This window comes from Streptomyces sp. WAC06614 (assembly GCF_003949795.1).
Lineage (GTDB): Bacteria > Actinomycetota > Actinomycetes > Streptomycetales > Streptomycetaceae > Streptomyces.
Genome location: NZ_RPRY01000213.1, coordinates 1 through 12096, shown reverse-complemented (window position 1 = coordinate 12096; position 12096 = coordinate 1). Strand labels below are relative to the sequence as shown.

General features: G+C 75.3%; 10 protein-coding genes and 2 pseudogenes. 5 read left to right on the top strand and 7 right to left on the bottom strand.

Going from position 1 to position 12096, the window contains the following annotated elements:
- Window positions 1-42 precede the first annotated feature (42 nt).
- The 4 genes from EF918_RS24505 to EF918_RS24490 form a co-directional block, all read right to left on the bottom strand.
- Window positions 43-1236: an ATP-grasp domain-containing protein gene (locus EF918_RS24505; protein ID WP_260610602.1), complete on the bottom strand. Its 1194-nt coding sequence runs from the start codon at window positions 1234-1236 to the stop codon at window positions 43-45.
- A complete protein-coding gene (locus EF918_RS24500; RefSeq protein WP_260610601.1) occupies window positions 1233-2570 on the bottom strand; it encodes an MFS transporter in 1338 nt (445 codons plus the stop codon). Before EF918_RS24500 ends, EF918_RS24505 begins: the two co-directional genes overlap by 4 nt.
- Entirely contained in the window at window positions 2567-3859 is a 1293-nt protein-coding gene (locus EF918_RS24495) for an ATP-grasp domain-containing protein (RefSeq protein ID WP_125650527.1), read from the bottom strand. Before EF918_RS24495 ends, EF918_RS24500 begins: the two co-directional genes overlap by 4 nt.
- Before the next feature lie 219 nt (window positions 3860-4078).
- On the bottom strand, window positions 4079-4996 hold the full coding sequence (locus EF918_RS24490) for a DUF3027 domain-containing protein (protein WP_125650525.1): 918 nt from the start codon (window positions 4994-4996) through the stop codon (window positions 4079-4081).
- 303 nt (window positions 4997-5299) lie between these two features.
- Here EF918_RS24490 and EF918_RS24485 point away from each other — a divergent pair.
- The 3 genes and pseudogenes from EF918_RS24485 to EF918_RS24475 all read left to right on the top strand — a co-directional run.
- Window positions 5300-6628, top strand: a pseudogene (locus EF918_RS24485) (MFS transporter); the annotation flags it as partial.
- A 434-nt stretch (window positions 6629-7062) separates the two neighbouring features.
- Window positions 7063-7788: a futalosine hydrolase gene (locus EF918_RS24480; protein WP_125650523.1), complete on the top strand. Its 726-nt coding sequence runs from the start codon at window positions 7063-7065 to the stop codon at window positions 7786-7788.
- Entirely contained in the window at window positions 7775-8626 is an 852-nt protein-coding gene (locus tag EF918_RS24475) for a 1,4-dihydroxy-6-naphthoate synthase (RefSeq protein ID WP_125650520.1), read from the top strand. Before EF918_RS24480 ends, EF918_RS24475 begins: the two co-directional genes overlap by 14 nt.
- Window positions 8627-8732: 106 nt before the next feature.
- Here the strand turns inward: EF918_RS24475 and EF918_RS39140 are convergent, their stop codons facing one another.
- Entirely contained in the window at window positions 8733-9116 is a 384-nt protein-coding gene (locus EF918_RS39140) for a cold-shock protein (RefSeq protein WP_125650518.1), read from the bottom strand.
- Between the two features lie 191 nt (window positions 9117-9307).
- On the opposite strand from EF918_RS39140, the gene EF918_RS24465 reads away from it, so the two are divergent.
- A complete protein-coding gene (locus EF918_RS24465) occupies window positions 9308-9559 on the top strand; it encodes a hypothetical protein (protein WP_125650516.1) in 252 nt (83 codons plus the stop codon).
- Window positions 9560-9572: 13 nt separating this feature from the next.
- On the opposite strand, the gene EF918_RS24460 is transcribed toward EF918_RS24465, so the two are convergent.
- Both EF918_RS24460 and EF918_RS24455 read right to left on the bottom strand, forming a co-directional pair.
- Window positions 9573-10214: an HAD family hydrolase gene (locus EF918_RS24460; RefSeq protein ID WP_125650514.1), complete on the bottom strand. Its 642-nt coding sequence runs from the start codon at window positions 10212-10214 to the stop codon at window positions 9573-9575.
- A 354-nt stretch (window positions 10215-10568) separates the two neighbouring features.
- Window positions 10569-11504 (bottom strand): hypothetical protein, encoded by a 936-nt coding sequence (locus tag EF918_RS24455; RefSeq protein ID WP_125650512.1) that lies wholly within the window; start codon window positions 11502-11504, stop codon window positions 10569-10571.
- Window positions 11505-11589: 85 nt separating this feature from the next.
- Between EF918_RS24455 and EF918_RS24450 the strand changes: the two are divergent.
- A pseudogene (locus EF918_RS24450) lies at window positions 11590-12096 on the top strand (DNA-binding protein); the annotation flags it as partial.

Genomic DNA, 12096 nt, shown 5'->3' with positions numbered 1-12096 from the left:
CGGCTCAGCCCACCGGCCCGGCCCCTCGGCCCCCCGCTCGGCTCAGCCCGCCACCTCGAACCGCAGCCGGTCCGCGACGAACTTCAGCGTCTCCTCGCGTTCCTCGGGCGAGCCGGCCCGCACCAGCACGTGCCCGAGCCGCTGCGAGGACGAGGTCAGCCGGCCCACGGTGTCGCCGGGCCCCTTGCGCAGCCGGACCCTGACCACCGACGGGTGCAGGGAGACCTCCTCCACCCCGCGGACCGCGGTGAGGGTGCCGGGCGCGCAGGTGGGGAAGTACGTCGCCGCGTACGCGACCGGCTCCGCCGGCAGCGCCTCGCGCAGCGGCAGCCCGAGCGCGAGCCGGACCACGGCCTCGTGCAGGTCGAAGCCCCAGGTCAGGCCGACCGCCTCGGCCAGGTAGTCGCCCGGGGTGCGGACCGCGACCTCCATCAGCACCGGCCCCTCCACCCCGACCCGGAATTCCAGGTGGACCAGCCCGGTGCGCATGCCCAGGCCGCGCAGCACGCCCGCGGTCAGCGCGTCCACCTGCGCCGCCACCACCGGGTCGGTGAAGCGGTGGCCGCAGCGGTGGGAGAGCTCCACGAAGTACGGCGGGGCGGTGGTCTCCTTCTCGGTGACGTTCTGGAAGAGCACCTCGCCCTCGTGGACGAGCGCCTCCCAGCTGTACTCGGGGCCCCGCACGGCCTCCTCGACCAGGATCTTGCCCTCGCCGCCGCGCCGGGCGACCACCTCGTCCACCCCGGCCGGGTCCGTGACCAGCTCCACACCCTCGCTGCCGCCGAGGCTGAGCGGCTTGACCACGACCGGCAGCCGGTCCAGCATCCACGACCGGGCGGCGGCCAGGCCGGGCGCCAGGACGAAGCCGGGCTGCGGGACCCCGTAGGCGCCGAACCCGGTGCGCTGGAGCGCCTTGTTGCGGGAGACGACCGCCGCGTGCAGGGACGGGCCGGGCAGGCCCAGGCGTTCCTGCGCGAGGGCGCCGGCCAGGACGTGGGCCTCGGCGAAGGCGAGGACGCCGTCGGGGACGCGTTCGGTGATCGCACGGGTGACCCCGGCCTGCCAGGACTCGTCGAGGCCGTTGGCGACGGGGTAGTACGTGACCTCGGGGTCGGCCGGGCCGTGGGCCAGCAGGGCCTCGGACTCCACCGCCCGCACCCGGACCCCGAGCCGCTGGGCGGCGTCGACGTACGGCCGGCCCATCGTGCCGACACCGACCACCAGGAGATCCTTCACGAGACTGTCCTTTCGCTCACGACGAGGGAGGGGGCGGGCCGCTGCCGGCGTTCCAGGGCCCGGGTGACCGGGGTGACCGCGGCCGCGGCCAGGCAGAACAAGGCGCCGAGGCCGATCCAGCCGGCCGGGCCGGCGGCGATCACCACACCGGTGACCAGGGCGGGGCCCACGATGCGCTGGCCGGTGTTGCCGAGGCTGAACACCGACAGGTAGATGCCGCGGCGGTCCTCGGGGGCGAAGGCGTAGGACAGGTCCCAGCCGCCGACGGCCTGCCACATCTCGCCGAACGTCAGCGCCACGCAGGCCACCAGCAGCAGCGCGCCGGCGGCCAGCGGCGAGGGGCCCGCCCCGGCCACGGCCAGGGCGAGCGTGCACCCCGCCAGGGCGATCCCGCCCAGCCGCAGCGCCCGGGCGGCGCCGCCGGGCCGCTCGGCGCCCTTGGAGACCGGCACCTGCAGGACGATGGACAGCACGGTGTTGACGAGCACCAGGACGGGGACGAACCCGGCGGGCACCCCGGTCGCCTGGACCACCCACAGCGGCAGGCCCACCGACAGCACGGTGGTGTGCAGGTTGAGCACGCCGTTGAGCCCGGCCAGGGTCAGGTAGCGCCAGTCCCGGAAGCCCTTCAGTGCGGTCAGCGGACCCAGCTTGCGCTGTGCGGCGCTGCGCCGGGCCAGCTTCAGCAGGGCCAGCATCAGGGCCGACGCCACGAACGCGGCGGCGGTGCCGAGGACGATCCCCCGGTACGCCCAGACGCTCTCGGCCGACAGCAGCGGGGCGGCCAGCAGGGCGCCCAGCGAGAAGCCGATGTTGCGGACGGTCCGGACGATGGCCATGGTCCGGGTGCGGTCGGACTCCTCGGTGGTGTCGGCCGCCACGGCCTGGGTCATCGGCATGGTGGCGCCCTCGGCCGCCGCCAGGCAGGAGGCGACGACGGTGAAGCCGAGCGGGCCGTGGACGAAGGCCAGCGCGACGAAGAACACCGCCCGCCACAGCTGGAGCCCGACCAGGGTGCGCCGGGCGCCGATCCGGTCGCTGAGCGCGCCGATCGGGACGGTGGCGAGGAAGCCGACGATCCCGGACACCGCGAGCCCGGCGCCGATCTGAGCGGCACTCAGCCCGACGGACCGGATGAAGAACACGGTGGAGCCGGCGAGGAAGAGGCCGGTGCCCACGGCGTTGATCAGGGTGGTCAGGGCGAAGGTGCGGCCGGCGGCGGTGGCGGGCACGTAGTCGGACAGCGAGACGCGCCGCCGGCCGGCGGGGCTCCCGGCCGCGGGCCCGTCCGAGGCGGGGGGCCCGGCGGGGGCGGGCCCGGACGAGGTGCTCACCGGCCGGCCTCGCCCTCGGTGACGGTGCGCAAGGTCACCCGTGCGGCGGCGTGTTCGGCCCGCCCGGCGGCCTCGGCGGCGTCGGCGCCGGTGGCGATGACGAAGCCGGCCCGCTGCCAGGAGCTGGTGACGGCCTCCACCACGTGCCCGGGCGCGACCGCCAGGTGCAGCTCGTGCACCCCGGGTGCGGTCCGGGCCTCCGCCGCGCCGTGGACGTCGGTGACCAGGCCGGCGGGCGCGCCGAGGAACCGTACGGCGGCGCCCGCGACGGCTTTGCGCGGGGGCGCCGGACGGGGCGCGGTGGCGTCGAGGACGCCGAGCAGCGCGGCCAGGATGTCGGTGTCGTACGCGAGGTCGATCAGGGCGGTGATACCGCCGCCGGGCAGCCGGCCGGCGCATTCGACCAGGTGGGGCCGGCCGTCGTGGAGGATCCACTCGGAGTGCAGCACGCCGGAGCGGAAGCCGGTGGCGTCCACCAGGACCTGGAGGGCGGCGCGCAGCGCGGCGGCGGTGGCCTCCGGCAGCGCGGCGGGCACGGTGTGGCCGGTCTCCACGGGGTGGCGGGAGTCCTGGACGCGCTTGGCGGTGATGTTGGTGAAGCCGGTGACGCCCTCGTGGACGACCGCCTCGACGCTCACCTCGGGCCCGTACAGACGCTGTTCGACCAGATAGCCGGCGTCGGGGTAGCCGGCGCGCAGGGTGGCCTCGTCGGCGGTGGTGGTGTGCGCCCAGGCGGCGGCCGTGTCGTCGCCCTCGTCGAGGAGCTGGACGCCGAGGCTGGCCTGCCGGGCGGCGGGCTTGAGCACGCAGGCGCCGCCGTGACGGGCGCGGAACGCGTCCACGTCCAAGGGTCTTCGGGCGCGCACCCAGGCCGGCTGGGCCAGGTCGGTCGCGGCCACGGTCTCGCGCAGCAGGCCCTTGTCGCGCAGCACCCGGGCCGCCTTGGGGCCGGCGCCCGGCAGGCCCCAGGCCTCGGCGAGGGCGGCCGCGGCGACCACGCCGTACTCGACCACGGGGACGACGGCGCGCACGTGCGGCGGGCGCGGTACGGCGGCCACGACGCGCTGCGGGTGCTCCTCGTCCTGGCTGGGCGCGGCGACCAGCGCGCCCACGCAGCGGTGCCGATCGACCAGGTCCTCGATGCCCCGGGCGGCGATGACCTCCGGCTCCTCGACGACCAGCACGGAACCGGCCGCCAGGGCCGTGTCGAGCTTCCCGAGCATCACGGGGCTGTAGCCGACCAGGACATGGGTGATCTCGGCCGCGACGGACGGGTCGGGCAATGTCATGGGTGCCTCGCTGAGGGGTGGGGGCGGGTACCGTGCGGACCCGTGGTCCGCCCCTCGAATGTCCCGTAGCGAGCACTTCCGGCCATAGCCCCGCCATGGCTCGGGTCTGCGCAACAACCGGAACCCAACGCCCCGGCCCGACCACCACGCGGGGCCGGGGTCGGGGGCGCAGGGTGGGGCACCGGGCTCCCGAAGCCACCGCGCCCCGGCGGTTACGCCCTAGGAGTGACCCAGGTCCGCCGACGGCAGGTCGGACAGGGGGACCGAGCCGGTGTCGGCGGCCGGGCGGAGCGGGAACTCGTCCGCGTGCAGCGAGTCGAGCACCGGCGGGGCCGGGCGCGGCGGCTTGGGCATGACCGCGGCCTCGGAGTGGCCGCCGCAGCCGTACGACAGCGAGACCAGCCGGCCGTCGGCCGGACCGAACTCGTTGGCGCAGACGCCGAAGGCCTGGCCCAGCGAGCCGCCGATCTTCACCAGGAAGCCGCAGGAGACGCAGGACGCGGGCGCCGCCTGCGCCATCGGGGTCTTGGCGCCGAAGGCCTCGTCCCAGCGGTCGGCCGCGGTGTGCAGGCCGTAGCGGGAGAGCACCCGGGCCCGGCGCATGCCGAGTTCCTCGGCGACCGCGGTGATGGAGCCGCGCTCGGGGACCACGGCCCGGTCGGTGACGTCGGCGTCCTCGGCCTCGACCAGCTCGGCCATCTCCTCGGAGACCACGGAGTTCGGCGGCGGCGCGTCCTCGCCCGAGTAGCCCGGCTCCAGCCGCAGGTCCTCGGCGTCGGTGGGCAGCAGGTCGCCGGGGCCGAGGTCGCCCGGGCGCAGCCGTTCGCTCCACGGCACCCACTCGGGGGCCAGCAAGGCGTCGGGGCCGGGGAGCAGCACCGTTTCGTCCAGGGTGACGTTCTTGGCGCGGGAGGCGCGGGCGACGGTGACGGCCCAGCGCCAGCCGCGGTAGCCCGCTTCCTTGCACGCGAAGAAGTGGGTGACGACCCGGTCACCCTCCGCAAGGACGGATACGTGCTCGCCCACCGCACCGGGGCCGGCGGCCTCCTCGGCCGCGGCGCGGGCGAGTTCTACCGCCTCGGCGCACAGGCGGTCAGGGGTACGCGGGGTACGGCTTCGCGTCGTCGCAGCACTCACTGTCTCGTTCTCTCCTACGCCGTTCACGAGTGCGCCGTCCGTACTTGTCGTCCTGAACGACCCGTCGGTCCTGTCGACACGTGGCGCGGGCGGAGCGGACCAGAGGGCCGCGTCGACGTCCGCACCCGATCGACCTCGGGCACACACTCCTACGATCCATTGTCCAGGATCGCGAAGGGCGCGCGGCCAAGAGCAACCGCCGGTGGCGCGCTACGCACGCTACCTCGTTCCCAGCGCTTGGCCCACATGCGCGTCCGATTCGCGGACCGCCGGGCATGCCGGACCGGGGTCCGGGAGCGCCTCCTGGGGCACTATGGCCAGGTGACACCCGTACGGTCGTCCGACGACGGAGCGGGCCGCGCCGCCAGGGCGGGCCGTGCCGCGGTGCGTGCCGTGCGGCAGCCCGTGACCGGTGCGGCACGCGGGATCCGGCGGGCCACGCACGCGCACGGCGCCGGGGAATCGGGGCTCGGCAGGCTGATCGAGCTGCACGCCATCAACGGCGCCGGGGACGTGATGATCACCCTGGCGCTGGCGTCGACGGTGTTCTTCTCGGTTCCCACGGACGAGGCCCGCGGCCGGGTGGCGTTGTACCTGCTGGTGACCATGGCCCCGTTCACCCTGCTGGCCCCGGTGATCGGCCCGCTGCTGGACCGGCTGCCGCACGGGCGGCGGGCCGCGATGGCCGCGGCGATGCTGGCGCGGGCGCTGCTGGCGCTGATGATGTCGGGCTCGGTGGCCACGGGCGGGCTGGAGCTGTACCCGGAGGCGCTGGGGGTGCTGGTGGCGTCCAAGGCGTACGGGGTGGTGCGCAGCGCGGTGGTGCCGCGGCTGCTGCCGCCGCGGTTCTCACTCGTCAAGGCGAACTCCCGGGTGACGCTGGCCGGGCTGCTGGCCACCGGGGCGGCGGCGCCGGTGGGCGCGGCGCTGCACCTGATCGGCCCGGCGTGGCCGTTGTACGGGGCGTGCGCGCTGTTCGTCTGGGGCACCTTCGCGGCGTTCGCCCTCCCCCATACGGTGGACGAGTCCAAGGGCGAGGCCCGGGCCCGGCTGTCCACGCACGAGCCCCGGTCGCGCCGGCCGGGGCTGCGGACGGTGGGCCCGTCGGTGCTGTGCGGGCTGCTGGCCAACGCGGCGATGCGCGCCCTGTCCGGGTTCCTGATCTTCTTCCTGGCCTTCCTGCTGCGCGAGCATCCCCTGGCCGGGCAGAGCGCGGCGGTCTCGCTGGGCATCGTGGGCGTGGCGGCCGGGGCGGGCAATGCCTGTGGCACGGCGGTCGGGGCGTGGCTGCGGGCGCGGGCGCCGGAGGCGATCGTGGCGGCGGTGCTGACGGTGACGCTGGGGGTCGCGGTCCTCGCGGCGGTGTTCTTCTCCGGGCTGTTCATGGCCGTGCTGGCCGCCACGGCGGGGTTCTGCCAGGCGCTGGCCAAGCTGTCGCTGGACGCGATGATCCAGCGGGACGTGCCGGAGGCGGTCCGGACCTCGGCGTTCGCCCGGTCGGAGACGCTGCTGCAGATGGCATGGGTGGTCGGCGGGGCCATCGGCATCTCCCTGCCGCTGAACGGGGTGCTCGGCATGGCGGTCGCCGCCGTGATCGTGGCCGCCGGCACCGCCATGGCCGTACGAGGCCTCCTCGTCCTCTCCGCCTGCGACAAGCCGACGCCGCTGGCGACCGTGACGGTCGGCAGCTCGTCGGTCTCCGCCGAGGCCTCCTGCCTCCCGGAGGGCGACGCGAAGGAGCTCTCGGCCCAGCAGCTGGAGAAGTGCCTCAGCCCCGACAGCAAGGACATCAAGTCCATCGACTACCGCTCGGGCGACACCCTGCGCCTCGGGGTGGAGCCGGAGATCGTCGAGGGCGGCAAGAAGTGGCTGGCCGTGGCCGGCACCCAGTCGCTCGGCGAGCTCTCGGACAACACCTACCAGAGCTTCCGGGGCATGAACCCGTTCGCCACCGGCGGCGGCCAGGCCGAGGCCCCCAGCGAGGTGCCCGTGCACATCGCGCAGTTCGGTGAGAACGGCAAGCCGATCGCCATCTGGTCCTTCAACCTCAAGCACAAGTAATCCCGGTGCGCGCGCTCGTCGTGACCGCGGTGACGGCGGAGGCCGACTCCGTCGTCGCCGGTCTGACTCCTCATCCGGACACCCCCGCACCCGAGCCGCGCGTCCTCACCCAGGCCCACGCCCTCCTGCGGCGTGACCTCCCCGGCCTCGCCGTCGACGTCCTGGTCGGCGGTGTCGGGCCGGCCGCCGCCGCGGCCGGGGCGGCGACCGCCCTGGCGCGGGCCGAGTACGGGCTCGTGATCTCGGCCGGCATCGGCGGTGGCTTCCCGCCGGCCGCACCGGTCGGCTCCCTCGTGGTCGCCGACGCGATCGTCGCCGCCGACCTGGGCGCCGAGACCGACGAGGGCTTCGTCGGCGTCCACGCCCTCGGCTTCGGCACCGACGTGCACCTGCCGCCCGCCGAACTCGCCGCCTCGGCCGCCGAGGCCACCGGCGCCCTGCTGGCCCCCGTGCTGACCGTCTCCACCGTCACCGGCACCGCCGCCCGCGCCGCCGAACTCGCCGCCCGGCACCCGCTGGCCGGGGCCGAGGCCATGGAGGGGTTCGGGGTGGCCGAGGCCGCCGCCGCGCACGGGCTGCCCGTGCTGGAGATCCGGGCCGTGTCCAACGCCGTGGGTCCGCGCGACCGCGCCGCCTGGCGGATCGGGGACGCCCTCGCGGCCCTGACCGCGGGCTTCCGTGCGCTGGGGCCCGTCCTCGCGAACTGGGGAGAACGCCATGCACAACGGTGAGCCGCTGCGGATCGCCTACTCGCCCTGTCCCAACGACACCTTCGTCTTCGACGCCTGGGCCCACGGCCGCGTCCCCGGGGCGCCCGCCCTGGACGTGACCTTCGCCGACATCGACCTCACCAACGGCATGGCCGAGCGCGGTGAACTCGACGTGCTGAAGGTGTCGTACGCGGTGCTGCCCTGGGTGCTCGACGCGTACGCGCTGCTGCCCTGCGGCGGCGCCCTGGGCCGCGGCTGCGGTCCGCTGGTGCTGACCCGGGAGCCGGGGACGGACCTCGGCGGGAAGACCGTCGCCGTGCCGAGCGAGCGGTCCACGGCGTACCTGCTGTTCCGGCTGTGGGCGGCGGACGTGCTGGCCGAGCCGGTCGGCGAGGTGGTCGTGCTGCCGTTCCACGAGATCATGCCGGCGGTGCGCGACGGCCGGGTGGACGCCGGACTGGTCATCCACGAGGCCCGGTTCACCTATCAGGACTACGGGCTGCACAAGCTGGCCGACATGGGCGAGCACTGGGAGACCACGACCGGTCTGCCGATCCCGCTCGGCGCGATCATCGCCAAGCGTGCGCTGGGAGCCGAGACTCTGCACGCCCTGGCCGAGGCAGCCCGGGCCTCGGTCCGGATGGCCTGGGACGACCCGGAGGCCTCGCGGCCGTACGTACGGGCGCACGCGCAGGAGCTGGACCCGGCGGTGGCGGACCAGCACATCGGGCTGTACGTCAACGAGTTCACGGCCGAACTCGGCGAGGACGGCTACGCGGCCGTACGCGGGCTGCTCACGCGGGCGGCCGCCGAGGGACTGGTTCCGGCCATCGCCCCGGAGGCGCTGGCCTTCCCCTGAGCCCGCTCACCGGCCACCGGCCACCGGTACGAAGCACCGTGCCCCGCCACTCCTTCGGGTGACGGGGCACGGCTGTTTGACCGCGGTGGTGTCCGGCGCCGGGCGCTCAGACGTCGAGCTGGTCCGCGACGGCCCGCAGCAGACCCGCGATCTTGGCGCCCTGCACCTTGTCGGGGTAGCGGCCGCGCTCCAGCATGGGCGTGATGTTCTCCAGCAGGGTCGTCAGGTCCTGCACGATCGAGGCGAGCTCGTCGGGCTTGCGGCGCTGGGCGGCCGCGACCGACGGCGCCGGCTCCAGGACGGTCACCGAGAGCGCCTGGTCCCCGCGCTGACCTGCGACGACACCGAACTCGACGCGCTGGCCGGGCTTCAGGGCGTCGACCCCGGCAGGGAGCACGGAGGAGTGGACGAAGACGTCACCGCCGTCGTCCCGGGAGAGAAAGCCGAAGCCCTTCTCGCTGTTGAACCACTTGACCTTGCCGGTAGGCACGTCCGTCCTCTGTCCTTGTGCTCGTCGGATCCGATTCGCCGTCCGGCATGCGCCCATGAACGGCTCCGGATAGCAGTACAGCGGGTCATCGGTGACCCGCCACCCTCCAGGCTAATGGTCCCGGGGCGCCTGACAAGACGTCCCCCGGTCCTTCCTGCGGGACGCTTCGGCCAGGGAACTACCCTGGTGAGGTGACTGCTACTCCTCGCACCGACGAAGCACGGCCCGGCGACGCATTGGTCCGGGCCGGAGGGATCGTGTTCCTGATCGGCGCGATCGCCACGCTGGTGACCATGGCGCCGCTGTTCCTGGACATGGACCCGTTCCCGTCGTACGCGTGGGCGGTCTGCATGCTCATGGGCGTCGGCTTCGCCGTCTCGGCCGCCGGCGTCCTGCGCGGCATCGCCGCCCAGCGCCGCGAGGCCCGCGCCTCCCAGGGCTGAGCAGCCTCTTCCGTCAGCCCCGGTGGTGCTCGGCGACGTACCGCTCCAGCCAGGCCGGCAGGGCGGTCAGGTCCGGCAGGACCACGTCCGCGCCGGCCGCGCGCAGCTCCGGCTCCGGGCACGGGCCGGTGGGCACCGCCACCGACAGGGCCCCCGCCGTCCGGGCCCCGCGGACGTCGCCCACGTGGTCGCCGACGTAGACCTGGGCGCCGTACTCGCGCAGCGCGCCCGCCTTGGCCTCCGCCCACAGCCAGCCGATGACCGCGTCCGGCGCGATGCCCAGGTGCTCCAGGTGGAGCTTGGCGTTCGGCTCGTGCTTGGCGGTGACCACGATCGCCCGGCCGCCCAGGGCGCGCACCGCCTCGACCGCCTCACGGGCGCCGGGCAGCGCCGGGGTCGCGGCGATGGCGTGGTCGGGGTACAACGCGCGGTAGCGGTCGACCATCTCCGGGATGTCCTGCGCGGGGAACCAGTACGCCAGCTCCTCCTCCAGCGGCGGCCCCAGCCGCGTGACCGCCTGCCCCGCGTCGATGAACGTGCCCGTCTCGGCGGACAGCGCCTCGTAGGCGGCCTTGATGCCCGGCCGCGAGTCGATGAGCGTCATGTCCAGGTCGAAGCCGACGGTCAGGGTGGAGGGCGGGAGCACGGCTGTCATAGGGCCATTGTGCCCGGGTGGACCGACAAGGGGGGAACGGACACTTAGGTCTGCCTTACCAGCTCCTGAAGCGGATGAGATGTCAGCCCCCGCGTCCAGCAGCGCTACGAGGCCCGACCTGACGACCCGTCGCACCGCGTGGCCGGCGGCAGCGTGCGCCGCCCTGCTGTGCGCGGTGGTCCTCGGCCTCGCCGTCGGTGGTCGCCCCGACCCGGTGGCCGGGTCCCCCCTGGTGGTGCCGGCCGCACCGTGGTCGGCGCCCCTTCAGCCCTGCCGGGCGGGCCCTGGGCTGGGCGGGGCTGGGCCGGCTGGGCTGTGCCTGCCGCGGGCCGGCCCGTCGCGGGCGGGCCGGGGTCAGGTGCGGCGGGAGCGCCAGGTCAGGTAGAGGGCCGAGGCCATGGCGGCGGCGCGGATCGTCCAGGGCCACAGGGACGCGAAGGCCGGGGCGAGCTGGTCGTCGAGCAGGGGGTCGCCCCAGCGGCCGTGGGCGCGGCCCCACATCCACAGCACGGCCGCCGCGACCACGGTGCCGGGCAGGCCGAAGACCACCAGCTTCTTCTCGGTCGGGCCGAGCACCTTCGAGGCGTAGGCGACCAGCCAGCCGGCCGCGAGGAGCAGCCAGTAGCCGGTGAGCGTGCCGGCCACCAGGACCACCGCGGCCAGCAGCAGGCCGCCGTGCGGCTTGGGGCGGGGTGCCGGGGCCTCGGCAGGGGGCTCGGGCTCCTTGCTGCGGCGGCGTCCGCGTACGCGGCGGATCAGGGCCCGGGTGCGGGAGGCCGGGGCTTGCGCCACCTGCTCCTCCGGCGCGGAGTCCTCCGCCTCCTTGTCCTCCTCCGGGGCCGGGGGCCGGAACTTCGGGTATTCGATGCCGCCCGCGAAGCCCTCGACCTCCGGCTCCGCCAGAGGGCCGCCGGACAGCGGGCCCGGCACGCGCCACCAGTCCGGATCCGGGCGGCCGGTCGACGGGCCCAGTTCGTCCAGGCCCGCCATGTGCGGCGGAGCCGCGCCGGTGCGCTGCTGCGGTACCGCCGGGGCGGGGGGCGGGGGTGCGGGGCGCGCGGACAGGGCCTGGTGTTCGTCCAGGACCTGTTCCGGTGTGCCCAGGCGGTCCAGGATCTGCCGGACCGAGGCTTCCGTCTCCGGCTCGAAGCGGGCCCGCCGCCGGTCGATCTCGTCCCGCAGCCCGGCCACCAGCCGCATCCGGTCCCCGCTGGGCAGCTGCCGCCGTTGGGCCAGATCGCCGACCCGGCTCAGATACGCGTAGACCAGCTGGTCGCTCTCGATCCCCACACCCGGCTCCTCCCGTACCGCCCGGGGGAAAGGTAGCGCGTGCGCCCGTGGAGCCGCCCCGGGCACAGCGGATAACGTTGGCCGGATGGCGACCGGACCAGGCGACCAGGAGGCGACCGTGCCCGAGGCAAGCACCACGGGGAGCGCGGCACCGCGCTCCCTCGCCGAGGCGCTGCGCGCCCGTGACGACGCAGCCCTGGGCGCGCTGCTGCACGCCCGGCCCGACCTGCTCAACCCGGTGCCCGGCGACCTCACCCAGCTCGCCACCCGGGCCGGTACCCGGGCCTCGGTGGTCCGTGCGCTGGACCGGCTCGACCGGTTCGCCCTGCAGACCGCCGAAGCCCTGGCCGTGGCCCCCGACCCGTGCGACCGCGCCACCCTGGAAGGGCTGCTGACCGGCACCCCGGGGGCCGGCGAGGCGCCGTTCGACGAGGCGCTGGTGGCGGCCGTACGGGCGGCCCTGCCCGGGGCACTGGCCACCCTGCGGGACCAGGCCGTGGTCTGGGGCGACGACCGTACGCTGCGGCTGGTGCGCACCGCGCGCGAGCTGCTCGCCCCCGCTCCTTCCCGGCCCTCCCCCACGGGCCTGGGC

Excerpts from the sequence above, each read along its gene's own strand:
- EF918_RS24460 (WP_125650514.1), bottom strand. The coding sequence starts at position 10,214 with ATGACAGCCGTGCTCCCGCCCTCCACCCTGACCGTCGGCTTCGACCTG.
- EF918_RS24475 (WP_125650520.1), top strand. The coding sequence starts at position 7,775 with ATGCACAACGGTGAGCCGCTGCGGATCGCCTACTCGCCCTGTCCCAAC.
- EF918_RS24495 (WP_125650527.1), bottom strand. The coding sequence starts at position 3,859 with ATGACATTGCCCGACCCGTCCGTCGCGGCCGAGATCACCCATGTCCTG.